This window comes from Pradoshia sp. D12 (assembly GCF_008935075.1).
GTDB lineage: Bacteria > Bacillota > Bacilli > Bacillales > Pradoshiaceae > Pradoshia.
On sequence record NZ_CP044545.1, the window covers coordinates 2,516,726 to 2,542,367 of the forward strand.

Consider the following 25,642-nt stretch of genomic DNA (forward strand, 5'->3'; position numbering starts at 1 on the left):
AAATTTTTCTTCAAATCATGATTTTTTTGAAACTCTTTTGCAAAATTATACCTATTAAAGCGATGGTAAATAAAACAAATCATCAAAAATCACTTTTACAAAGACGGTTCAACGTTCATTATATAATGGTATATAGTGAAGAAAAGGAGCTGGTAAGAATAATGGATCAAAGCTATAAAGCGTTAATCGTAGATAAACAGGATGAACAAACAGCAATCAAATTTATAGAAAAACCGTTACATACCCCACAAGATGGCGAAGTTCTCATAAAAGTAAAATATTCAGGTGTAAATTATAAGGATTGCCTAGCTACAATTCCGAATGGAAATATTGTGACTTCCTACCCGATGGTACCAGGCATCGACCTAGCAGGTACAATTATTTCATCGACTGACACTCGCTTTAAAGAAGGTGATGAGGTAATTGCCACGAGCTACGAAATCGGTGTATCCCGTGATGGAGGATATGCGGAATATGCTTATATTCCTGCTGATTGGGTTGTCTCACTGCCAAAAGGGCTCACTCTCAAAGAAGCCATGATCATTGGTACAGCTGGATTTACCGCTGCATTATCCGTCCAGCGTTTGGAGGAAAATAAGGTAACTCCTGATCAAGGTCCTGTGATTGTTACTGGAGCTACAGGCGGTGTAGGCAGTTTCGCGGTCTCCTTCTTAGCAAAACTCGGATTTACCGTTGAAGCTAGCACAGGAAAATTAGAGGAAGCTGAGTACTTAAAATCAATCGGTGCTGCGAATGTAATCTCAAGGGATGAAGTATACAACGGTAAGGTTCGCGCCTTAGGAAAACAGCGTTGGTCCGCTGGTATTGACCCTGTTGGCGGGGAACCTTTAGCATCTCTTTTAAGCCAAATTAAATATGGCGGTTCTGTTGCTGCCAGCGGACTGACGGCTGGCACGAAGATTCCCTCCTCCGTATTCCCATTTATATTAAGAGGGATTAATTTATTAGGCATTGATTCTGTACAATGCCCGATGAATACACGCCAACAAATTTGGGAACGTTTAGCTACGGATTTAAAGCTCAATCAGTATGAGAATCATATCCAGCAAGAAGTAAAGCTCGAAGAACTGCCAAATGTATTTCCTGTCCTTCTAAAAGGTGAAGCACGCGGCAGAACAATCGTTGTTTTCCCGGATTAAAGAACTCTATTCAACACCAATTCTTTTCAATAGAAGAATTGGTGTTTTTTTATGCACTAACCACCTATCTCTTTATTTTCCAGAGGAAATAAGTTGTTTAATTAGCACATTTTACTAACAATTGTTATAATGTTTTGATGTGTAAGAAAAGTATCTAAAAATCACCTTTTGAATACGTATCTTGCAAATATTAAAAAATAGGTGGTAAGAACCATGACAGAAAACAAACCATACAGAGTTTTGCTTTATTATTTTTATACTCCAATTGAAGATCCAGCTGCATTCGCGGCAGAACACCTTGCATTTTGTAAGGGGATTGAACTGAAAGGCCGTATACTTGTGGCCAAAGAAGGAATTAATGGTACGGTTTCCGGTACTGTGGAACAAACAAATGCTTATATGGATAAGATGAAGAACGATCCTCAATTCGAAGGGATTGTATTTAAAATAGATGAAGCGGACGGTCATGCGTTTAAAAAAATGCATGTGAGACCACGCCCTGAGCTTGTTCATTTATCTTTAGAAGATGATATTAATCCGAACGAATTAACTGGACAGTATTTGAGCCCAAAAGAATTTTTCGAGGGCTTACAGGATGAAAACACAATTGTTTTAGATGCGCGTAATGACTATGAATATGAACTTGGACATTTCCGCGGCGCCATCAAGCCAGACATTGAAACGTTCCGCGAGCTTCCTCAATGGGTTCGTGATAATAAAGAAATGTTTGAAGGAAAACGCGTCCTGACCTATTGTACAGGCGGAATCCGTTGTGAGAAATTTTCCGGTTGGCTAGTAAGAGAAGGATTTAAAGATGTCGGCCAGCTCCATGGCGGGATTGCCACATATGGGAAAGATCCAGAAGTACAAGGTCAATTATGGGATGGACAAATGTATGTATTCGATGAAAGAATCGCTGTTCCAATTAACCAAGTAGAACATGTGATCGTCGGAAGAGATCACTTCGATGGTGAACCGTGTGAACGCTACGTTAATTGTGCAAACCCTGAATGTAACGATCAAATTCTTTGCAGTGAAGAAAATGAGCATAAATATATGCGCAGCTGCACGGATGAATGTCGTGTACATCCTCGCAATCGTTATGTTGTAGAGCATAACCTAACTGAGGAAGAGGTTGCAGAAAGACTGCATAAACTAGAATTAATTTCAGCTGAGTAATATAATTAAAGGAGACCTTTCGATTGAGAGGTCTCCTTTTAATTATACGATTATAACTTTTCATCTGCGGCTATTATAATCACCTTATTCCGCTCTCGAATTCTTCATAATAACCCCAAAATTATTGTTCCTGCAGTACTTTTTGCGGGGCTAGCTTACCTAAGTTATCATAAATCTCAGCCGCCATAACCTTATAGCCTTTTTCGGTCAGATGAATACCATCTTCACTGATTAAATCCTTTAACTGACCTCTGTTTTTCAGCGCATTCCTTACATCAATCAGGAATACATCCATTTCTTCTGCTATATTTTTTACAGTTCGATTATACTTACTGTGCCAGTAGGCTATTCCCCCCACCTTGCATATCCATTGACTCACTTCTGTACCGAAACGCTTGGATATTGTCTGATAATAGCGAGCCGGATCCAATGGAGGCAGCGTGGTTAAAACCGGTGTAATTCCATTTGATTTTAATTTGGTAATAAGCTCTTTTAAATTATTGGCATACCGTGATAGAGGCACTTTTGGCTGATGCTCGTCATTCGGTTTAGCCGCTACTTCCTTCCAAACAAAGTCACAATCATTCCCGCCAATCCCAATAATCACGTAGGTCGGTTCTTCTTGAATAACATCCTTTTCAAGTCTGGATAAAAGTAAATCAGAGTTATCATTGAATACTCCCTTATTGATCACTTCTGCCCGGCTAATCTCTGGATTCAATTTATCCTCTGACATAAGCTTTTGTAAATAGGCAGGATAATTATTTCTTAAAATTCTCAAACGACCCTTAACATAGGATACTCCCCTAGTTAAACTATCACCAAAGCATATTAATTTCATAGGCCATCCCTCATATCTCTTAGTAGTTTCTGTGTTGCAAAGCATGATAATCCTTTGTTACTTTAATTATATCAAGAATATTTGAAAAACTACTTGATTAATGTTTATATTCTTTTAAATGAAAATTTGTCCATATAAAAATAGTAAATGAGTGAATGAAATGACTCCAATCAACCATATAAGTAGATTCTTTTATTTAACAGCCATTATTCTATGTATCATTCTCGGATTGGCTTCCCGTCTATACAGTTCGATGCTACATCCATTTTTAGCTCAGCATGCCGGAGATGCTTTATGGGCAATGATGGTCTATTTTGGGTTTCGATTTCTTTTCGTTCAAAAGAAACCATTCTTAGCTTTTGGCTTCAGCGTCCTATTCAGCTTCGGAATTGAATTCAGCCAGCTGTATCAAGCAGCATGGATTAACCAAATACGAAACACAACCATCGGGGCTTTAATCCTCGGTAAGGGATTTCTGTGGATAGATCTATTGCGGTATACACTGGGTATTATGATGGCAGTAATCATAGATTGGTTGAAAATAAACTCTATTAAAACAAATAAATGATAAATTCAATCAGCCTACATTTCCTCCTTCTGATATAGACATCCTATATAATAATCTGTCTATGTGATAAATCCCCTTCTAGGACGATGTTAAAACCATCTTCCTCTATCTTTACAACAGTAAGACTCGTATCATGGATAAAAGGAGGATCCCATAGGCTCTCAATAGAGGTGTTTTTGAAAATAGAATAGAAGCATTTTATGACAACGGAGTGAGTAACAATCAGGATATTGCCTGATTCATATTCATGCTGAATACGATTCAATATGTTCACCGCTCGTTCTTTAACCTCTTCAAATGTTTCCCCCTTTACAGGCTTAAATAAATGGGGATTATTCCAGAAAGCATCAAACTCGTCTGGATAGGCAGCCTCAATGGCTCCTTGTTTTTCTCCCTCCCAGTCTCCCATATTAATCTCTTGTAGATTTTCATCAAAGGCTAGCGGAATATCCCGATTACCCTTAATATATGTTGCTGTATCTGCAGCTCTGCCACTCGGGCTTGAATAAATAGCTGTTAAATCAATATCCAGCAGTCCTTTGCTCAGTGAAATCGCATTTTGAATACCCTTTACTGTTAAAGGTGAATCTAATCTTCCCTGCATTCTTTTCTCCGTATTCCAAACTGTTTCTCCATGTCTAGTTATATAGAGTGTAATCAAATTTCTCAGCCTCCTAAATCAACGCTACTCTATTCTGTATAGAACCTCATTGCTAGTTTTGCAGATTCTTTCCTGGCAGTAATTCCACTTAATTTATTCTATCCTTCATTGCCAAACCCCTCTTGGAACCAGAATTAATATGTGACCCTCCATAGCTTAAAATGGTATTATTAGTTTATTATTTTAATATTTTCCATACCGGGGTGATACGATGCAATTAACTATGAAAGCGACCGGTGATCATGTACAAGTCTTGTCTTATCCTATCTGCTTGCTAAAAACCCAGCCTCCCTGTATGAACGGTCCAGTAAAGGACATTTAGTTCGTCTTTTTTATAGTAGATTTGAAGAAAAAGAAGTGGAAGCGACTATATTTGTCACACCTGATCCAATCGAGCTGTTGGATCATCAATCCAATCAATATGAAATTACACATTATATAAATGATCGTGAATTTGCCGTAAGCAGTATCTTCTGTTCATTTATACGAAATGCTCTCGGAACTGCCCTGAATGGACAGCCAAAAGAGGAATATAGACAATGGGTCAGCCATGCTTTTCCTTTTCAATTTACCCTTGGACCTGTTTCATCAGAATTAACTGATCAAGAAATAGAACGTTTATTTAGTCCGCTGGGGTTTGAAATCGCCATCACACATGGTAAAAATACGTCCTCCCCAACTAAATCGGCAAGAATGATCACCCTGGATGGGTTAACAACCCTGCAAAATGCTTTAAGACAGCTGTTTATCCTCATCCCTGTGCTGGATAATTATAAGCACTACTTCATAGACGAGAAGGAAGTTGAAAAGCTTCAACGTTATGGACAAGGATGGCTTGAGGATCATCCCATGAGGTCATTCATTTTACAAAGAGCATTACGATTCAAAGAATTATATGAAACAACAGAAGCACCTAAAAAGGTGGATAAGGAGCAAAAAACTCCATCCAAACCATCTCTGGCTGCCCTTCGCTATGAAAAAATACTGAAAACAGTCAGTGAACTTGATGATAAAGAAACGATTGTAGACATGGGTTCAGGTGAGGGAAAGCTTTCTCTAAAACTAGGATTTTTGGATGGAGTTAAAGAAATCCTGGCAGTCGAGCCATCTGAGCATATGACTTTACAGGCAATCAAAAGGTTCGAAAAAGTGGAAGGTAAGGCAGGATTCCTTTCTCCCACACTGATTTGGGGTTCGCTTTTTTATTATGATGAGCGTCTAAAGAATAAGGATTGCATAATTTTATGCGAGGTCATTGAGCATATTGATGAGACACGTTTACCCAAAATCATGAGAATGATCCTGGAGGATTATCGGCCAAAAACCCTTATGATCACAACACCAAATAAAGAGTACAACGCTGTATATGACTTACATGAACACTTCCGCCATTCCGACCATCGCTTTGAATGGTCGAGGCAGCAATTTGAGGACTGGTGCTGGATGAACGTGGCCAATCAGCCATATAATCTTCAGTTTCAAGAGATTGGCGATATTCATGAACTGTATGGCTCACCTACTCAAATGTGCATTTTCAAACGAAAGGAAGGCCAATCAGATGAACATTAACATACCAAGTGCCGGGATTATCCTTTTAGTCGGTCCGTCCAATTCCGGTAAAACAACTCTGTTATCCAAATTAATCAATAATCAAACACTCCTCCCTTCCGAGGTTGTTAGTTCAGATGCTTTCCGAAAAATCGTTGGGGATACCGATTTTATAGATTGGAAGAACCGCTCCAAAACAGAAGCAGATTATCTGGTGGAACACTATCATTCCATCTCAAAAAAAGCATTTGAGGTCATGTACTCTGTCATAGAAGCTAGATGTCAGTTAAATAAGCTAACTTTCATTGATGCCACTCATCTTAAGACCGATGATTGAAAAAAATATATCGATATTGCCAGGAAGCACCACTTGCCGATTATTGCCCTTATACTGGATACGGATCAACAAACACTTCTTGAACGAGATGAAAAGCGCGAGCAGCCAAGAGGAAAACGCCGAATTAAACAGCAATACCAGACCTTCAAAAGCGAAAAACGTTTTATCAAAAAGGAAGGCTTCCGAGCAATTTATGCAATTAAGGATATAGATGAAGTCACTCTTCACAGACTGGAAAATCCGCTATATATGGAGGTCGGCAGCGGCATTGATCTAATTGGTGATATACATGGCTGCTATGAGGAAATGATTGAACTCCTTGAAAAGCTCGGTTATCAAGCTCAGGAAAGTGGCTTATACATTCATCCCGATGGCAGAAGATTTGTATCTGTTGGAGATATTATGAGCCGCGGCCCCTATTCGTTAAAAACGATGCAATTTTTCGAGCGTCATATTAAACATGGATTAGCATACATGATTGATAGCAATCACGGCTGGAAAATCGCCCGCTGGCTGGATGGGCGAAACGTTACCCTCAAGCATGGAGACGAGCAGACGGCAGACGAGTTTAAACAATTTGAAGACAAGTACGGCTCTGAAGAAACGAATCTACTTAAAAATAAGATGAAGAAGATGCTGATAGAAGCCCCTTCCCATTATGTGTTTTTACAAAATGACGTACCTGTACTGGTTTGTACTCACGCCGGGATAAAGGATGACTATATCGGCAGACAATCTCAGGAAATCAGTGATTTTTGCCGATATGGAGATACAGATGGCTTTGATGAAGCTGGAAAACCGCGCCGGAAGGATTGGTTTGTTAATCATAACAGCAGTCCCCTCATTATATGGGGACATGATCCGAAACCTCAGCCCCTGCGCATCAATAACACGATAAATATAGATCAGGGTGTTGTTTTTGGCGGCCAACTTACTGCCTTCCGTTACCCGGAGGAAAAATTCGTCAGCGTAAAAGCCCGGCAGGATTATTCAAACAGCGATGACAACCCCTTGATGGAATGGGAAAGGAATCGATTAAATCCGCCTAATATCGGCAGCTTTATAAATGGGTATTCTGTCCTGACAGAAGAGTTCGGTGAAGTAAAATTGTATAAGGAGCATGTGAAGGCTGCCATTGATACAGTTTCGCATTTCACCATCCCTATAGAGAAATTGCTTTATATTCCGCCAACCATGAGCCCTACTCCAAAGCCCTCTCAGCTGCCGGATTATTTAGAGCATCCAAAGGAAGCGATTGATTATTATCGCAATCATGGTATTCAAAAGATGATTGCCGAAAAGAAACATATGGGCAGCCGTGCTGTTTTATTACTATTCAAGGATCTGCCCTCCGCTCTTCATTATGTTGGATATGAAACGCTTGGTGTTATTTATACGCGAAGAGGCCGACGCTTCTTTGACTCCATCACTGAAGAGAAAGTGGTTCACGAATTACATTCTGATTTGATCAATCATGGCTATTTCGAAAAATATAATACAGATTTTGTTTTGCTGGATGCGGAAATTATGCCGTGGAATCTGAAAGCGAAGGAGCTTATCCAAAACCAATATGCGCATGTTGCTGAAAATGCCATCATGGATCGAAATTCTCTCAAAAACAAGCTGGAACAGGCCGTATCAACAAATTCCGAACTCCACAGTTGGCTAAACGAATATATTGAAAAATTGGCAAATGCGCAGAATTTCAAAAAAGTATATGAAACCTATTGCTGGGAGGTCGAGGATATTCACCAAATTCAGATTGCTCCCTTTCATGTCCTAGCCCACAGCAAGGAAACTTTCTTTGACCAACCGCATCTATGGCATATGCACATGAATCGTGAATTAGCCGCTCTATCCAAATTCTTTATTGAAACCGAATTTAAAGTAATCGATAGCGAGGCGAGCGAGCAAGATGTCATAGAATGGTGGAGGGAAATGACTGAGGAAGGACATGAAGGCATTGTCATCAAGCCTGAAACTTTTATCGCTAAAGAACGAGGTAAGCTGTTGCAGCCCGCTATTAAAGTAAGAGGCAGAAAATATTTATCGATTATTTATGGGATGGATTATTTATCCCCTGCTAATCTAGCACGCTTGAAAAATAGAAACACCTCCAAAAAACAAAAATTGGCGTTACGTGAATTTGTTCTCGGAGTAGAAGGCATTCGCCGCTTTGTCAACGGAGATTCTCTGCAACGCGTACATGAATGTGTCCTTGGCACTCTCTCTCTCGAATCAGACCCGGTCGACCCAAGGCTGTAAGATACAGAACAAAGGAAGATGAACCTGTTGTGATTGACAGGTTCATCTTCCTTTAGGTAAAACAATAATGATAATTATCACAATTAATATTTTCGTTTCAACTGTTCAGCAGTATAATAGGTTGATATAAATGAAAGTTATAGTAGAAAGAAGTGTAAGCATGGAGAATCAAGCAAAAGAAAAAAAGCTCGGCATTTTAGCTGGCGGCGGAGCTTATTTTTTATGGGGATGCCTACCAGTCTATTGGAAATTAGCCGGTGATGTATCTGATTTGGAAATCCTGGCACACCGTATTTTATGGTCCTTTGTGTTTATGGTGCTGCTCGTCTTTTGTTTCGGAAAGTCGAAGGATGTTTTTGGGGAAATCACCACCATCCTTAAACAGCCTAAATTGACGTTGGCAATCACCCTGGCAACCCTATTAATCTCAGCCAACTGGTTTATCTTTATTTTTTCAGTCAATAGCAATAATATTTTATCCGCCAGCATGGGCTATTATATTAACCCAATCGTCAATGTCATACTGGCAACCATCTTCTTAAAGGAAAGGCTGAGCAATGGCGAAAAAATAGCTGTTTTATCTGCGGCAATTGGCGTGATCATTCTAACATGGAGCCAGGGCTCAATCCCGTGGCCTGCTATATGCATGGCAATGACCTTCGGATTATACGGGCTCATTAAGAAAATGGTTCAAATCAACCCATGGACAGGCTTAACACTTGAAACGATGATCATCGCACCATTCGCACTCATTTATCTGTTATTCTTTGCCGAGCATTCCTTTTTATCATACAGTACCCAAGTTGATTTAGTTCTTGTGGGAGCGGGGATTGTAACCGCAATTCCGTTATTGTTGTTTGCAGAAGGAACAAAACGAATCAGTTATACAATGATTGGATTTTTACAGTATTTAGCTCCAACCCTCATGCTAGTGATGGCTGTCGTGATCTACGATGAAACATTCACCCTTATTCAAGGCATATCATTCCTGTTTATCTGGATTGCCTTAATCATTTATACAGCATCCAATCTGTTCAGATCCGCAAAGAGCAGAAAAGCTGCAGCGAATTAATCTTTTTCGTACTAATAAACCTGTGGAGGAAACTGAGATGGCTTTCCTCCACAGGTTTTTTCGTTTGTAGCGTAAGAGCGGCTTAACGTGTGCCTCTGTTGCTGGCTAAATAATGCGTCAGATGCTATTTTTTCATTGAATTCTAACTAGTTTGCCAGTTTTCAAGAGGTAATTCCCTCTATTAGACCGATATGAGGCAAAGAATTCAAGCAATCGAGTAGAATTCTATTATAATTGAGCGGATTATGAGGATAATTGAGCTATATTTCTGCATAATTGACTGATTATAACCATAATTGAGCGGATTTCATTTTTATGAGCGAAAGTATAAGCAATCGAGCGAAAATTTCACCCATTGAGCGTGCATAACAGTGATTGAGCGAATCTATCAAACTATACACTAATTACTCCTGAAAAAGTACCCCTCTCTTACACCACAAAAAAGAGATGTCGATCAGCCCCCGAAAGACTAATCTAAACATCTCTTTTCATGCTTCTACTTAAAAATAAGCAAGTTGATATTGTTCATAATACTGCTCAAGTTCATCCACAGTAGTTTTATAAAGAGGAAGCGGGTCGGATTCATCTCCATCAAAAATAAAGTCTAAATCCTGTTCGCTTACTTTTTTGAACATGAAGGATGTATCCTCCACATCTGTAATCACTGTAATATATTCAGAGTCGGAGTCTTCTATGTTCAGTTCCAATACAAGCTCTTCCTCTTCATCATACATGACAAGATACCCCATATTACGATCGGCACCCGTAATGATTTCGAAAAAGTATGGACCATATTCCTCTCCATACCCATCCAACTTCTCCTCTTCCGTGCCCTCTACTCCCCAAATACCGTCTATATCTGCGAGAGATAATGTCTTGCTATAGACCAGCTGATTACCGTAATAAATCCTCGTATAGGAATCAGCATGGTCAAATGTCTGTAGTTCATCCGTGTCATGAACACTTACGGATTTTATTTGGCCATCCTCGGTATTGTAAACGACATGGTCCACATATGACACGAAACCGGTGACATCATCCGCTATTTTCTTTCCATCTAGAATTAAAGAATGATTAGCAGATAAATAAATAATTTTATCATCTACAATGGACCAGCAAAGCCGGCTGCTGGAATCCATCATCACATTGGGGGCAATTTCCTCAGGAACACCTGAATCTTTTACTTTATACATCGCCTGTGTCTCATCTAAATAATAGATATCATCATTGAGTATAAAGAAGTCCACAACTCCCTCTGCGAGTAAATCAGATTTCTGATCTTCCATCTGCTTCATAAGCAATTGCTGATTTCCATTTAAATAAATATAGGAATCTTCCTTCATTTCATAATCGAGAACATCAGAAGCGACTCGAACTGGTTCATTTTCAGCAGATAGGCTGTAAAGCTCCCCTATATCACCCTGATAATCTGCTAAATAGGAATAGTGCCCAGAATCATCAACCTGAAATCCCCCGTAATCATGGCTATCTGCATGAAGATGGACATTCTCAGTCTTTTCTAAATCCCTGATGTATAATTCACCATCATCCGTACTGATGAGTAACCTGGTACCACCCTCTGATTCCTGGAAATTAACCACCTTTGAAGCGATTTTTTCTTCACCGCTATCTTTTGTAAAAATATATAAGTCCATATTTTCATTGATATAGAATAATCGTTTACCGTCTATAGATAATCTGTATTGGACAATATCTGAACGAACTTTCCGAGGTTTACTCTCATCAAAGATTACGTATAACTGATTATTTTCATCAGTCAAATAGGCAAGAGTGCTCTCATCAAAGGAAAGCAGATACGGTATTCTACTGGCAGAAACCTGTTTAGCTATTCTTTTTTTCTCCCCATCTTTATAGCTGTACAAATCATCGTCACCATTTATATACATGAGCCCGCGATGCTCATCCCGATAATGAATCGTATCCTCCCTAACATTTGAATCAACCTTTTCGATATCAGACTCATGTTCTTTCATATACAGGTCCGTACCTTTTAACATAATATACGCATCATCATTCACTTCATGCTCCCGATAAGTGGAAGTACCATTCTTGTCCGAACAACCTGTAAGAACAATCAATAAGCATAGAGAAAACAACATCGATGGTATCTTAATAGCCAAAGAACTCCCCTCTTCCAAATATATTAATAGATAAAAAAATTATATCATAATAATAATTATTATTTTAATATTATAAATAATTATAAAATTACATTCTGGTTAGAAAGCAGAGGCTCCTGAAGAAATTGTTTGGCTTATAAATAATCAGATACCGCATCTTACTTACATCAGTCTTGAAAAGCCTATACACATTTTTTGATCATCTATTTCGTTACATTTAGCTTACTTTTCCCAGGCGGATGAACGATGTTTTTTGTTTTGAAAGAGTATGGTATAACTAACAATAGAGATAGAAAGAAGGAGTATAGATATGAAGTGGAATCAGCAAACCATTAAAATCAATAATAAACTAAAAATATTGGAGTCCATTCGAGATAATGCACCTATATCAAGAGCTGATTTAGCGCAAAAACTCGGCCTGACAAAGGGCACGGTCTCCACCCTTGTCAACGAGCTTTTGGAAGCGAATATCTGTTATGAAACGGGGCCAGGGGAATCGAGTGGCGGCAGGCGTCCGGTCATGCTTCTTTTTCAACATTCGGCTGCTCATGTGATTGGTATTGATATTGGAGTGAATTACATACTTGGCGTTCTTACAGACCTTAATGGCAACATCATTAAAGAACTCAAACAGCCAGCTATGAATCCAAACTATGACGAAGCTGTACAGATTATAAATGAGTTAATTCGTTCTCTCCTCACTTCAGCTCCTGATAGTACATATGGGGTCGTTGGGATTGGGCTGGCTGTTCCAGGAATGGTGAACATAGACGGGGAACTTCTGCTCGCTCCTAATTTAGATTGGAAGCAAAAGCAATTAAAGAACCAAATCCAGGACGAATTTAATCTGCCTGTCATAATCGAAAATGAAGCAAATGCAGGTGCCTTTGCGGAGAAAATGATAGGTCCCGGACAATCATCAAACAATACGGTTTATATAAGTGCCGGAATTGGAATAGGAGTTGGAATGATCTTAAACGGTGAACTCTACCGTGGATCTAATGGGTTTGCCGGTGAAATGGGCCATATGATCATTCAATATGATGGATTGCCATGTTCATGCGGAAGTAAAGGGTGCTGGGAATTATATGCTTCTGAAAAGGCATTGATTAAAAAGGCTTCCACCCTGCTTCCATCAAGTGAAGAATGGACGCTCGAAAAATTAATTGAACAAGCAGAGAACAATAAACAGATACAAGCAATCTTTACCGAAACAGCAAAGTACCTTGGAATCGGTATTGCCAACATCGCAAACACGTTGAATCCCGAGCAAATCATTATCGGAAACCGCCTTGCTATGGCAAAAGATTTATTGAAAAATGAAGTTGAACATGTTGTAAAAGAATGTGCCCTGGATGCTTCTAAATCCCAGCTGCAGATTCAGTTTTCCAATTTATCCATCTATTCAGCTGCTCCTGGAGTCTCAGCCTTCGCAGTTGAAAATTTTGTCCAATTGGTTTGTAAACAATCAAAGGTTAACCTATAAGGTTGGCCTTTTTTATTGCCTCCCGTAACAAAGTGGATAAGAATGATTAAGTAGAAGTACTGGAAACAAAACATTTAGACTAGCAAAATCCAATTCTAAAGGTATCTATACAGTCAAAAGAAAAATCACAAAAAAAGGAACTGTATGAGCGATCACCGTAAAGTAGAGCCAGCAATATCAGTTCCAAGGTAACTAAAGTCGTAAGATCCATAACACTAGTATGTTGCCGCATACGTTGATGAACGTCATTTTTTACCTATAAAGGTAGATTAACATTCTCCAATTCTATTCAATAACCAACATGTTGGACTCATCAAATTGCCACATCTCACCATATGCCACTTCCCAATAATATCCGTCCGGATCTGTAAAATAACCGCCATATCCGCCCCAGTCTGTCTTTTCCGGCTGTTTCACAATCTTTGCGCCAACCTGCTCCACTTTTGCCATAAAACGGTCTACCTCCTCGGCTGATTTCGCATTATAGCCTAGCGTAATTCCCGAAAAAGCAGAAGTTAAATTTGGTGGATTATTCTTATCAAGATCACGTGCCAAATCCTCCAATGGATACAAGGAAATACGAGACCCTTCATTTCTAAAGAAAATCACATGCGGACTAGATTCCGGCCCAACCACGGACATGTCGAACCCCAATTCTTTATAAAACCGATATGATTCTATGATATTCCTTGTCCCTAGTGTCACTAAGTTTAATCGATTCATTTTTTCTCCTCCTAAATGGTTTACTCTATTAGTTCGATATCGAGTATTCTTTTCCTGTTTAAAATAGATAAAAACAAAAAAACCTGCTTCGCGAGGCAGGCCTTCTTTTCTTCCTATGGATTTTTCACATTAAAGGTGTCCCCATCCTCTAAATTCCCGGAATTAAATCCTTTTTTAAACCAGCGCATCCGCTGTTCAGATGAACCATGAGTAAAACTCTCCGGAACCACATACCCTTGAGCCCTTTTTTGGATTGTATCATCGCCAACAGCACTGGCTGCTGTGATAGCCTCCTCCAAATCCCCTTCCTCAAGTAAATCCATACTCTCTGCATGATGAGCCCATACACCGGCTAAATAATCAGCCTGTAATTCAAACCGTACTGAATAGTCATTAGAGCTTGTACGCTGCTGATTTTTGTCGGTTTCCAATAGGGTTTGTACATGGTGGCCGACTTCATGGGCGACAACATAGGCCATCGCAAAATCACCCGGTGCTTGAAACTCCCTTTTCAGCTCATTATAAAAGCTTAAATCTATGTAAAGCTTATGATCTCCTGGGCAATAGAATGGGCCAACAGATGACCCAGCCGTTCCACAGGCTGATTGAACACTGTCATTATAGATAACGAGAGTAGGCTCTTCATATACCAACCCTTCTTCTTTAAAAAGCTTAGTCCAAACCTTCTCAGTATCAGCTAAAACGACTGATACAAATTCAGCGAGTTCCTCTTCTTCCTGCGTTCCAACATACTCAGTATTTGTAGTATTGGTAGATGTTCCTCCTCCCAGCTGATTCAATAGTTCAGCAGGATTTCCACCTAGAAACGTAATCACCAACAATAGTATAATACCGCCAATCCCACCGCCGATGATCCCTTTACTGCTCATCCCTCTGCGGTCTTCCACGTTTGTACTGGCCCTTCTGCCTTTCCATTTCATACAATACCCTCCCAATCCTCTCTAATCCTATCTATTGCTTATACCCATAATTAAATGGAAGTAATTCATCGGATTGGTAGATTAGCTTATTTCATATCTGTAATATAGATGGGGCAAATCTCTCACACTGTTCATGCTTTCTAGTAATATTTTATTATTTTCTTTGAAAATTATTAAATTGAGTACTAATTTACAGCAAAGGGTATATATTTTATATAAAGAAGTATAAAAATCAATGATAAAGGATGTTTAAAGATGAAAACATTCAAGGTTGGTAATCCCGTATTTATTATGGAAAAAGGCGAAAAGGTAGAAGGGGTCATTGCCCAAATTGACAATACCAGGCAAACAGCTACTGTCTATTTCAGAAAACCAGTTTATAACCTAAGGAAAAGAACATTTCGGTACGATTATCTCCACAGCTTAGACGAAACAGCCCTAGAAACGGACGACTACTTAGACCTTATGAACCTGGCCAAGTCTTTGGGCCAAAAAGAACTTTACGAAGATTTTATGACAGACTTAAGAAATCTTAATACACACTAACCCCGGCTTACTAATCTCACATCTTAAGATTTACACCTCTACTAAACAATCTACTATCATAAATAGAAATTATATTACCTTCTAAATTTAATAGAGATATTATCTACCTAAGCAGGACAAGGATTAGTAAGCTGGAATCATTATTATAAAGTCAATTTTTATATAAAATCGTCTTAGAGTGGATTACCATTAATACAACATTCATAAAATAAGAAAAACCAGCTTGAGGGAATTAATCCACCCAAGCTGGTTTTCTATTAATTAGTATTCGCTTATTCTGAAAGCTTAGTGTTTTCTTTTCCAAACATACAAGCCGCTACCAGCGATAAGGAATACACCTAAAACCAACAGAATATTTAATGTAGATTGGCCAGTTTTAGGATTTTCAATGAAGTTTTGTACTACTTCAATAATAGTTGGTTCTTTAGGATCTGGTGTAACAACTGCAGCATCCTCTTCAGATACTGTAACTGTTACAGAACCTTCCTCAACTATTTCCTTGCCATCGATAACCACTTTTGCTACCGCAACGTTCGTTAATTCTCCTACGTTTTCAGTAGTAGCCACATGTTTGACTGTAAATGTTTTAGTTTTGCCAACTTCAAGTTTCTCGATGACAGTATCAAGACCAACCATTTCGTCGACTACCTTCACATCAGTCAAGGCTTTATTGCCTGTGTTGGTTACATTGATTGTGTAAGTGATCGTTTCCCCAACTTTAACCTCTTCTTTATCAGCGGTTTTATCCACTTCAAGAGCGTAAGTTGGATCAACTGTGATAATTGCTTCATCAATAATTGGATCCATGTCCACACCTTTTACAGTTGCAATTATCACATTTTTGTATACTGTATCCGCAAGGTCTGTTTCTGGAATGACATAGGTAGCTGTGAATGTAGCACTTTCACCAACTCTAAGATCAATTGGACCTGTGTAGCCTTCAAGTTTCAATTGTTCAATACTGTCATCTCCATTTTTACTGAAGATTCCCTTAAGAGTAATACCTGGCAAATCAACATTACCATTGTTCTTAACAGTAATTGTATATTTTACAGTGTCACCTGGTTTGTATTGAGACTTTTCTGCTGTTTTGGATACTTCAAGGCTAGGTTTTGCTTCAATCACAACATCTGCTTGAGAATCTTCTGTTAGACCTCCAGCTGTCACAGTTGCCACGTTCGGATACGTTCCTGCTTTAATATCCTTGTCAATCGTATGAGTCGCTGTGAAGATGACTTCATCTTGATGCGCGATGTTAAACTCTTCACCGGCATATATTTTTGTCTCTTCTCCCACTTGGTACGTCAACTCGATCTCACCCATACTGAACTCATCAGTTAATGTTACACCTTCCAAATCCGTATTACCGGTATTTTTCACGGTGATTTTATAGGTGACTTCATCTCCAGCTTTCGCTGTGACTTCTTTTTCGCCATTGACGGTCTTGTCTACTGAGAAGCCTGGGTCTTCCTTCACTGTTACGTCTGCTTGAGAATCTTCAGTTAGATCCCCGGCTGTCACAGTTACCACGTTCGGATACGTTCCTGCTTTAATAACCTTGTCAATTGTATGAGTCGCCGTTAAGATGACTTCATCTTGATGCGCGATGTTAAACTCTTCACCGGCATAGATTTTTGTCTCTTCTCCCACTTGGTACGTCAACTCGATCTCACCCATACTGAACTCATCAGTTAATGTTACACCTTCCAAATCCGTATTACCGGTATTTTTCACGGTGATTTTATAGGTTACTTCATCTCCAGCTTTCACTGTGACTTCTTTTTCGCCATTGACGGTTTTGTCAACGCTGATTCCAGCATCCTCCGCTACCGTTACGGTCGCTTTGGAGCTGACAGGGTCCAATCCATCCACCCTCGCTGTCGCGGTGTTATCATACACTCCAGCCTTATAGTTCGTTGGAATTTGGTACTTCGCCGTGAACTCAATGTGGTCACCGTATGCGAGATCAAATTCGTCTCCCAATGTGTATTCTTTCGTTTCCTCGCCATCGACATACGTCAATGTCAAGTCTCCTTCCATTTCGAATACATCGGTCAATTGGACACCTTTCAAGTCGGTGTTTCCTGTGTTTCTCACCACAATTTTGTAGGTCACAGTCTTGCCGGCTTCTGTCGTAATCTCTTTTTGGTCATTGACGGTCTTGTCAACGCTGATTCCGGCATCCTCCGCTACCGTTACGGTCGCTTTGGAGCTGACAGGGTCCAATCCGTCCACCCTCGCTGTCGCGGTGTTATCATACACTCCAGCCTTATAGTTCGTTGGAATTTGGTACTTCGCCGTGAACTCAATGTGGTCACCGTATGCGAGATCAAATTCGTCTCCCAATGTGTATTCTTTCGTTTCCTCGCCATCGACATACGTCAATGTCAAGTCACCTTCCATTTCAAACACATCAGTCAAGACAACATCTTTCAAGTCGGTGTTTCCTGTGTTTCTCACCACAATTTTGTAGGTCACAGTCTTGCCGGCTTCCGTCGTGATCTCTTTTTCTCCATTGACGGTTTTGTCAATCGTTAATCCTTCATCCTCCGCTACCGTTACGGTCGCTTTGGAGCTGACAGGGTCCAATCCGTCCACTTCCGCTGTCGCGGTGTTATCATACACTCCAGCCTTATAGTTCGCTGGGATTTCATATGCCGCCGTGAACTCGATGTGGTCCCCATACGCGAGATCGAACTTGTCGCCCAACTTATACGTTTTGGTTTCCTCTCCATCGACATACGTCAATGTCAAGTCGCCTTTCATTTCAAACACATCAGTCAAGACAACATCTTTCAAGTTGGTGTTTCCTGTGTTTCTCACCACAATTTTGTAGGTCACAGTCTTGCCGGCTTCCGTCGTGATCTCTTTTTCGTCATTGACGGTTTTGTTAATGGCGATTCCTGCATCCTTCGCTACCTTTACGGTCGCTGTGGAGCTGACAGGATCCAATCCGTCCACTTCCGCTGTCGCGGTGTTATCATACACTCCAGCCTTATAGTTCGCTGGAATTTGGTACTTCGCCGTGAACTCGATGTGGTCCCCATACGCGAGATCGAACTTGTCGCCCAGCTTATACGTTTTGGTTTCCTCTCCATCGACATACGTCAATGTCAAGTCACCTTCCATTTCGAATACATCGGTCACGACAATATCTTTCAAGTCGGTGTTTCCTGTGTTTCTTACTACTATTTTGTAAGTCACGGTCTTACCGGCTTCCGTCGTGATCTCTTTTTCGTCATTGACGGTTTTGTTAATGGCGATTCCTGCATCCTTCGCTACCGTTACGGTCGCTGTGGAGCTGACAGGGTCCAATCCATCCACCCTCGCTGTCGCGGTGTTATCATACACTCCAGCCTTATAGTTCGTTGGAATTTGGTACTTCGCCGTGAACTCAATGTGGTCACCGTATGCGAGATCAAATTCGTCTCCCAATGTGTATTCTTTCGTTTCCTCGCCATCGACATACGTCAATGTCAAGTCACCTTCCATTTCGAATACATCGGTCACGACAACATCTTTCAAGTCGGTGTTTCCTGTGTTTCTCACCACAATTTTGTAGGTCACAGCCTTGCCGGCTTCTGTCGTAATCTCTTTTTGGTCATTGACGGTCTTGTCAACGCTGATTCCGGCATCCTCCGCTACCGTTACGGTCGCTTTGGAGCTGACAGGGTCCAATCCGTCCACCCTCGCTGTCGCGGTGTTATCATACACTCCAGCCTTATAGTTCGTTGGAATTTGGTACTTCGCCGTGAACTCGATGTGGTCCCCATACGCAAGATCAAACTTGTCTCCCAACGTGTATTCTTTCGTTTCCTCGCCATCGACATACGTCAATGTCAAGTCACCTTCCATTTCAAACACATCAGTCAAGACAACATCTTTCAAGTCGGTGTTTCCTGTGTTTCTCACCACAATTTTGTAGGTCACAGTCTTGCCGGCTTCCGTCGTGATCTCTTTTTCTCCATTGACGGTTTTGTCAATCGTTAATCCTTCATCCTCCGCTACCGTTACGGTCGCTTTGGAGCTGACAGGGTCCAATCCGTCCACTTCCGCTGTCGCGGTGTTATCATACACTCCAGCCTTATAGTTCGCTGGGATTTCATATGCCGCCGTGAACTCGATGTGGTCCCCATACGCGAGATCAAACTTGTCGCCCAACTTATACGTTTTGGTTTCCTCTCCATCGACATACGTCAATGTCAAGTCGCCTTTCATTTCAAACACATCAGTCAAGACAACATCTTTCAAGTTGGTGTTTCCTGTGTTTCTCACCACAATTTTGTAGGTCACAGTCTTGCCGGCTTCCGTCGTGATCTCTTTTTCGTCATTGACGGTTTTGTTAATGGCGATTCCTGCATCCTTCGCTACCTTTACGGTCGCTGTGGAGCTGACAGGATCCAATCCGTCCACTTCCGCTGTCGCGGTGTTATCATACACTCCAGCCTTATAGTTCGCTGGAATTTGGTACTTCGCCGTGAACTCGATGTGGTCCCCATACGCGAGATCGAACTTGTCGCCCAGCTTATACGTTTTGGTTTCCTCTCCATCGACATACGTCAATGTCAAGTCACCTTCCATTTCGAATACATCGGTCACGACAATATCTTTCAAGTCGGTGTTTCCTGTGTTTCTTACTACTATTTTGTAAGTCACGGTCTTACCGGCTTCCGTCGTGATCTCTTTTTCGTCATTGACGGTTTTGTTAATGGCGATTCCTGCATCCTTCGCTACCGTTACGGTCGCTGTGGAGCTGACAGGGTCCAATCCATCCACCCTCGCTGTCGCGGTGTTATCATACACTCCAGCCTTATAGTTCGTTGGAATTTGGTACTTCGCCGTGAACTCAATGTGGTCACCGTATGCGAGATCAAATTCGTCTCCCAATGTGTATTCTTTCGTTTCCTCGCCATCGACATACGTCAATGTCAAGTCTCCTTCCATTTCGAATACATCGGTCAATTGGACACCTTTCAAGTCGGTGTTTCCTGTGTTTCTCACCACAATTTTGTAGGTCACAGTCTTGCCGGCTTCTGTCGTAATCTCTTTTTGGTCATTGACGGTCTTGTCAACGCTGATTCCGGCATCCTCCGCTACCGTTACGGTCGCTTTGGAGCTGACAGGGTCCAATCCGTCCACTTCCGCTGTCGCGGTGTTATCATACACTCCAGCCTTATAGTTCGTTGGAATTTGGTACTTCGCCGTGAACTCAATGTGGTCACCGTATGCGAGATCAAATTCGTCTCCCAATGTGTATTCTTTCGTTTCCTCGCCATCGACATACGTCAATGTCAAGTCTCCTTCCATTTCGAATACATCGGTCAATTGGACACCTTTCAAGTCGGTGTTTCCTGTGTTTCTCACCACAATTTTGTAGGTCACAGTCTTGCCGGCTTCTGTCGTAATCTCTTTTTGGTCATTGACGGTCTTGTCAACGCTGATTCCGGCATCCTCCGCTACCGTTACGGTCGCTTTGGAGCTGACAGGGTCCAATCCGTCCACTTCCGCTGTCGCGGTGTTATCATACACTCCAGCCTTATAGTTCGTTGGAATTTGGTACTTCGCCGTGAACTCGATGTGGTCACCATACGCAAGATCAAACTTGTCTCCCAACGTGTATTCTTTCGTTTCCTCGCCATCGACATACGTCAATGTCAAGTCACCTTCCATTTCAAACACATCAGTCAAGACAACATCTTTCAAGTCGGTGTTTCCTGTGTTTCTCACCACAATTTTGTAGGTCACAGTCTTGCCGGCTTCCGTCGTGATCTCTTTTTCTCCATTGACGGTTTTGTCAATCGTTAATCCTTCATCCTCCGCTACCGTTACGGTCGCTTTGGAGCTGACAGGGTCCAATCCGTCCACTTCCGCTGTCGCGGTGTTATCATACACTCCAGCCTTATAGTTCGCTGGGATTTCATATGCCGCCGTGAACTCGATGTGGTCCCCATACGCGAGATCAAACTTGTCGCCCAACTTATACGTTTTGGTTTCCTCTCCATCGACATACGTCAATGTCAAGTCGCCTTTCATTTCAAACACATCAGTCAAGACAACATCTTTCAAGTCGGTGTTTCCTGTGTTTCTCACCACAATTTTGTAGGTCACAGTCTTGCCGGCTTCCGTCGTGATCTCTTTTTCTCCATTGACGGTTTTGTCAATCGTTAATCCTTCATCCTCCGCTACCGTTACGGTCGCTGTGGAGCTGACAGGATCCAATCCGTCCACTTCCGCTGTCGCGGTGTTATCATACACTCCAGCCTTATAGTTCGCTGGAATTTGGTACTTCGCCGTGAACTCGATGTGGTCCCCATACGCGAGATCGAACTTGTCGCCCAGCTTATACGTTTTGGTTTCCTCTCCATCGACATACGTCAATGTCAAGTCACCTTCCATTTCGAATACATCGGTCACGACAATATCTTTCAAGTCGGTGTTTCCTGTGTTTCTTACTACTATTTTGTAAGTCACGGTCTTACCGGCTTCCGTCGTGATCTCTTTTTCGTCATTGACGGTTTTGTTAATGGCGATTCCTGCATCCTTCGCTACCGTTACGGTCGCTGTGGAGCTGACAGGATCCAATCCGTCCACTTCCGCTGTCGCGGTGTTATCATACACTCCAGCCTTATAGTTCGCTGGAATTTGGTACTTCGCCGTGAACTCGATGTGGTCCCCATACGCGAGATCAAACTTGTCTCCCAACGTGTATGTTTTGCTTTCCTCTCCATCGACATACGTCAATGTCAAGTCGCCTTTCATTTCAAACACATCGGTCAAGACAACATCTTTCAAGTCGGTGTTTCCTGTGTTTCTCACCACAATTTTGTAGGTCACAGTCTTGCCGGCTTCCGTCGTGATCTCTTTTTCTCCATTGACGGTTTTGTCAATCGTTAATCCTTCATCCTCCGCTACCGTTACGGTCGCTTTGGAGCTGACAGGGTCCAATCCGTCCACTTCCGCTGTCGCGGTGTTATCATACACTCCAGCCTTATAGTTCGCTGGGATTTCATATGCCGCCGTGAACTCGATGTGGTCCCCATACGCGAGATCGAACTTGTCGCCCAACTTATACGTTTTGGTTTCCTCTCCATCGACATACGTCAATGTCAAGTCGCCTTTCATTTCAAACACATCAGTCAAGACAACATCTTTCAAGTCGGTGTTTCCTGTGTTTCTCACCACAATTTTGTAGGTCACAGTCTTGCCGGCTTCCGTCGTGATCTCTTTTTCTCCATTGACGGTTTTGTCAATCGTTAATCCTTCATCCTCCGCTACCGTTACGGTCGCTTTGGAGCTGACAGGGTCCAATCCGTCCACTTCCGCTGTCGCGGTGTTATCATACACTCCAGCCTTATAGTTCGCTGGGATTTCATATGCCGCCGTGAACTCGATGTGGTCCCCATACGCGAGATCGAACTTGTCGCCCAACTTATACGTTTTGGTTTCCTCTCCATCGACATACGTCAATGTCAAGTCACCTTTCATTTCAAACACATCAGTCAAGACAACATCTTTCAAGTCGGTGTTTCCTGTGTTTCTCACCACAATTTTGTAGGTCACAGTCTTGCCGGCTTCCGTCGTGATCTCTTTTTCGTCATTGACGGTTTTGTTAATGGCGATTCCTGCATCCTTCGCTACCGTTACGGTCGCTGTGGAGCTGACAGGATCCAATCCGTCCACTTCCGCTGTCGCGGTGTTATCATACACTCCAGCCTTATAGTTCGCTGGAATTTGGTACTTCGCCGTGAACTCGATGTGGTCCCCATACGCGAGATCGAACTTGTCGCCCAACTTATACGTTTTGGTTTCCTCTCCATCGACATACGTCAATGTCAAGTCACCTTCCATTTCGAATACATCGGTCACGACAATATCTTTCAAGTCGGTGTTTCCTGTGTTTCTTACTACTATTTTGTAGGTGACGGTCTCACCTGCTTCCGCAGTCCATTCCTTTTTTTCGTTTACAGTTTTTTCAATTGAAAGACTTGGATTTTCCTTTGTGTTTTCAATTGTTTTTTCAACAAGTTGACCAGGTTGATCAATTTTTATGTTGTTTAGAACTACAGGATTTTCAGGTAACACATAACCATCTATGGTAGCTACCTCTGTCAACGTGTAGGTACCATATTCTAATTTATCAAAAGTAATAGTACCTTTTTCATCAGTTTCCATTGTAACAGAAAAGGATTTATCTTCTTCTTTTGTTAATTCAAATTTAACACCTGACAAAGTAACATTCTTATTAGTAGAATCAACTTTAGTAATTTTCAAACTACCTAAAGGTTTATACTTGTTTGTAAATGTAACCTTAGTAGTTTTACCTTTTGCTACAGTTATGTCAGCAACCTTATAATAACCAGCATAGGTGCCATCTACTTCTTTTGTAACAGTAGTGTCTTTATCATTAACACTCGCTGTTACTCCAATAAAATCATATCCTTCGTATTTACCGCTAGGATCAGCTTCATAGACAGTATAATTTCCAGCAGGTAATGATGTAATGAGCTCACTTGCCTCTTTCTGATCAGAAAGATCAAGGTTAACTGATTTCCCTATTATTTTACTTTCAGAGTTCACCACAATAAAATCGAAGGATTTGTAATCACTGGCAGAAACACCATCAACAATTTTGCTAAGGTCAATTTTACCCATAGTAACAATATTGCCTAAAGCAGCTGCAGAAATTTCAATATCTAAGCCTGATTTATCTGGACAAAGATTAGCACTCGTATTAGTCCACTGATACACTTTTTCAAATATATATTCCTCTTCTACCCCATCTGCATCAGCGTCTAAATAAAATGTAAATACAATATTATAATACTGTCTTTTATTAAATGTGCCCTCATAACGCCACTCAAAGCCATGTTCGTTATCTACTGGTGAAACATTTAATGGTGTTTCTTTTTTCATGGCATCAGCTTCAGTATTACCAACATAAATTTTAACAGCCTTGGCCATTTCTTCAGTTACTTTAATCTTAATAGTAATTGGTGTTCCGTCATCAAGAGAATACGTTACCGATCCAGCTGATCTTATATCAATATGGTTAAAAGTTGTTGACCCTTTACTTTCAGCTATAGTAGCTGCACTTTTTGATTCAGCTTCTAAAGAAATAGCTGTTTGTCCATCTTCTGATTGCTTAGCTATTTCAGTTTTTTCATTTTCTGCTTCTTGTTCTTCTTTATTTTGGTCTTCCGCTTGTTGGGCAGCTTGTTCTTCTGAGGATTCCTTATCGCTATCTTCAGTAGCTGTTTGTTCCTCTTCAGATGCTTCCGCACTATCTTCTGTACTTTCTTCAGAAGCTACTACTTCCTCCTCAGTTGTACCTTCTGATGTTTCTTCTGTTGCTTCTTCAGTTGTCACTTCGGGTTCTAGGGTTGTGACCTGAATCGCAGCAGCTTGAGCACCTCCATTCTGAGAAGTTAGTTGTGGAATGTAGTTATCTGCTTTATCAGCTGATACCTGCACTTTCACAACTTGATTGCTGTCTTCCTTCCAACTAAAATTTAAGGATTGAGTACCTTTATTACTGATATCGATATTGCCTTGGCCTTCGGTAATCTCCTTAATACTCAAACCAGATGGTACAGAAAACGTTAATGGACCAGAATCTTCTCCGCTGTCAGTAAGCGTGGCTGTCAGTATATCACCTTCAAGTACAGATGAATCGTTAAAGCTTAATCCAACTGTTGTACTGTCAGCACTAACATACTGAGCTACCGGAGTTAAAATCGTTTGCACAAGAAGAAAAAGCAACGTCAAAATTGAGAATACTCTTTTTCTCGTGCGTTTTTTCATGTAGTACCTACTCCGAGTCGATCTCATGATTCACACACCCTTATGAAGTTTTTGGAGCAGCTTTTAAAGCTATATTTAATTAATTTCGTAAAACATCTCCCTTCATTTATATTATTTACTAGAATAATATTAAAAAAATAATAAATATTCTAATAAACTAATTACACTACTATATTATCAATTTTTGAACAATTTAAACTAATGTAATTATTGACAATAGTTATATTAATATACAAATTAGAGATATAGGATTAAGCTAATGAAACATGCGGAAAACATAGTGTCGAAGAGCTAGTTAGGTGGTTATGTTTTTTTAAGTCTTGATGAAAATTTTACAAATTATTGACAAATATACTTGGCATATCAATCTCTT

At 40.8% G+C, this 25,642-nt stretch carries 15 protein-coding genes; 9 read left to right on the forward strand and 6 right to left on the reverse strand.

Annotated elements, in window-relative coordinates; translation table 11 throughout:
* Nucleotides 1–161 precede the first annotated feature (161 nt).
* The gene (locus tag F7984_RS12140; RefSeq protein ID WP_139891625.1) at nucleotides 162–1,160 is read left to right on the forward strand and encodes an acrylyl-CoA reductase family protein; all 999 of its coding nucleotides are present in this window, start codon (nucleotides 162–164) and stop codon (nucleotides 1,158–1,160) included.
* 213 nt (nucleotides 1,161–1,373) lie between these two features.
* Nucleotides 1,374–2,339, forward strand: a complete 966-nt coding sequence (locus F7984_RS12145; RefSeq protein WP_140461647.1) for an oxygen-dependent tRNA uridine(34) hydroxylase TrhO — start codon at nucleotides 1,374–1,376, stop codon at nucleotides 2,337–2,339.
* Nucleotides 2,340–2,460: 121 nt separating this feature from the next.
* On the opposite strand, the gene F7984_RS12150 is transcribed toward F7984_RS12145, so the two are convergent.
* Complete coding sequence (locus F7984_RS12150; RefSeq protein WP_140461648.1) at nucleotides 2,461–3,180, reverse strand: SGNH/GDSL hydrolase family protein; 720 nt, start codon at nucleotides 3,178–3,180, stop codon at nucleotides 2,461–2,463.
* A 160-nt stretch (nucleotides 3,181–3,340) separates the two neighbouring features.
* On the opposite strand from F7984_RS12150, the gene F7984_RS12155 reads away from it, so the two are divergent.
* On the forward strand, nucleotides 3,341–3,748 hold the full coding sequence (locus F7984_RS12155) for a ribosomal maturation YjgA family protein (protein ID WP_140461649.1): 408 nt from the start codon (nucleotides 3,341–3,343) through the stop codon (nucleotides 3,746–3,748).
* 43 nt (nucleotides 3,749–3,791) lie between these two features.
* On the opposite strand, the gene F7984_RS12160 is transcribed toward F7984_RS12155, so the two are convergent.
* Nucleotides 3,792–4,409, reverse strand: a complete 618-nt coding sequence (locus tag F7984_RS12160) for a histidine phosphatase family protein (RefSeq protein ID WP_140461650.1) — start codon at nucleotides 4,407–4,409, stop codon at nucleotides 3,792–3,794.
* 267 nt (nucleotides 4,410–4,676) lie between these two features.
* On the opposite strand from F7984_RS12160, the gene F7984_RS12165 reads away from it, so the two are divergent.
* From F7984_RS12165 to rarD, 4 genes are all read left to right on the forward strand, one after another.
* Nucleotides 4,677–5,978 carry a methyltransferase domain-containing protein gene (locus F7984_RS12165; RefSeq protein WP_225983728.1) on the forward strand — a complete coding sequence of 434 codons (1,302 nt, stop codon included), beginning with the start codon at nucleotides 4,677–4,679 and terminating at the stop codon, nucleotides 5,976–5,978.
* A complete protein-coding gene (locus F7984_RS19415) occupies nucleotides 5,968–6,294 on the forward strand; it encodes an AAA family ATPase (protein WP_225983590.1) in 327 nt (108 codons plus the stop codon). The genes F7984_RS12165 and F7984_RS19415 overlap by 11 nt, the downstream gene beginning before the upstream one ends.
* Nucleotides 6,295–6,327: 33 nt before the next feature.
* Entirely contained in the window at nucleotides 6,328–8,559 is a 2,232-nt protein-coding gene (locus F7984_RS12170) for a metallophosphoesterase (protein ID WP_225983591.1), read from the forward strand.
* A gap of 160 nt (nucleotides 8,560–8,719) precedes the next feature.
* Nucleotides 8,720–9,631 carry an EamA family transporter RarD gene (gene rarD / locus F7984_RS12175; protein WP_140461686.1) on the forward strand — a complete coding sequence of 304 codons (912 nt, stop codon included), beginning with the start codon at nucleotides 8,720–8,722 and terminating at the stop codon, nucleotides 9,629–9,631.
* A gap of 500 nt (nucleotides 9,632–10,131) precedes the next feature.
* On the opposite strand, the gene F7984_RS12180 is transcribed toward rarD, so the two are convergent.
* A complete protein-coding gene (locus F7984_RS12180; protein ID WP_066107790.1) occupies nucleotides 10,132–11,772 on the reverse strand; it encodes a hypothetical protein in 1,641 nt (546 codons plus the stop codon).
* Nucleotides 11,773–12,082: 310 nt separating this feature from the next.
* Between F7984_RS12180 and F7984_RS12185 the strand changes: the two genes are divergently transcribed.
* Nucleotides 12,083–13,258 (forward strand): ROK family transcriptional regulator, encoded by a 1,176-nt coding sequence (locus F7984_RS12185; RefSeq protein WP_066107792.1) that lies wholly within the window; start codon nucleotides 12,083–12,085, stop codon nucleotides 13,256–13,258.
* A 285-nt stretch (nucleotides 13,259–13,543) separates the two neighbouring features.
* Here F7984_RS12185 and F7984_RS12190 read toward each other — a convergent pair whose 3' ends face one another.
* On the reverse strand, nucleotides 13,544–13,981 hold the full coding sequence (locus F7984_RS12190; protein WP_066107795.1) for a VOC family protein: 438 nt from the start codon (nucleotides 13,979–13,981) through the stop codon (nucleotides 13,544–13,546).
* Nucleotides 13,982–14,094: 113 nt separating this feature from the next.
* Nucleotides 14,095–14,922 (reverse strand): KPN_02809 family neutral zinc metallopeptidase, encoded by an 828-nt coding sequence (locus F7984_RS12195; RefSeq protein WP_066107798.1) that lies wholly within the window; start codon nucleotides 14,920–14,922, stop codon nucleotides 14,095–14,097.
* 255 nt (nucleotides 14,923–15,177) lie between these two features.
* On the opposite strand from F7984_RS12195, the gene F7984_RS12200 reads away from it, so the two are divergent.
* The gene (locus tag F7984_RS12200) at nucleotides 15,178–15,468 is read left to right on the forward strand and encodes a hypothetical protein (RefSeq protein ID WP_066107799.1); all 291 of its coding nucleotides are present in this window, start codon (nucleotides 15,178–15,180) and stop codon (nucleotides 15,466–15,468) included.
* A 285-nt stretch (nucleotides 15,469–15,753) separates the two neighbouring features.
* On the opposite strand, the gene F7984_RS12205 is transcribed toward F7984_RS12200, so the two are convergent.
* Complete coding sequence (locus tag F7984_RS12205) at nucleotides 15,754–25,269, reverse strand: DUF7507 domain-containing protein (RefSeq protein WP_192796805.1); 9,516 nt, start codon at nucleotides 25,267–25,269, stop codon at nucleotides 15,754–15,756.
* Nucleotides 25,270–25,642 lie beyond the last annotated feature (373 nt).

Bases quoted from the DNA above. Each gene is read 5' to 3' on its own strand.
- F7984_RS12155 (WP_140461649.1), top strand. From the start codon at position 3,341: ATGACTCCAATCAACCATATAAGTAGATTCTTTTATTTAACAGCCATT.
- F7984_RS19415 (WP_225983590.1), top strand. From the start codon at position 5,968: ATGAACATTAACATACCAAGTGCCGGGATTATCCTTTTAGTCGGTCCG.
- F7984_RS12185 (WP_066107792.1), top strand. From the start codon at position 12,083: ATGAAGTGGAATCAGCAAACCATTAAAATCAATAATAAACTAAAAATA.
- F7984_RS12190 (WP_066107795.1), bottom strand. From the start codon at position 13,981: ATGAATCGATTAAACTTAGTGACACTAGGGACAAGGAATATCATAGAA.
- F7984_RS12195 (WP_066107798.1), bottom strand. From the start codon at position 14,922: ATGAAATGGAAAGGCAGAAGGGCCAGTACAAACGTGGAAGACCGCAGA.
- F7984_RS12205 (WP_192796805.1), bottom strand. From the start codon at position 25,269: ATGAAAAAACGCACGAGAAAAAGAGTATTCTCAATTTTGACGTTGCTT.
- rarD (WP_140461686.1), top strand. From the start codon at position 8,720: ATGGAGAATCAAGCAAAAGAAAAAAAGCTCGGCATTTTAGCTGGCGGC.
- F7984_RS12200 (WP_066107799.1), top strand. From the start codon at position 15,178: ATGAAAACATTCAAGGTTGGTAATCCCGTATTTATTATGGAAAAAGGC.
- F7984_RS12145 (WP_140461647.1), top strand. From the start codon at position 1,374: ATGACAGAAAACAAACCATACAGAGTTTTGCTTTATTATTTTTATACT.
- F7984_RS12140 (WP_139891625.1), top strand. From the start codon at position 162: ATGGATCAAAGCTATAAAGCGTTAATCGTAGATAAACAGGATGAACAA.
- F7984_RS12150 (WP_140461648.1), bottom strand. From the start codon at position 3,180: ATGAAATTAATATGCTTTGGTGATAGTTTAACTAGGGGAGTATCCTAT.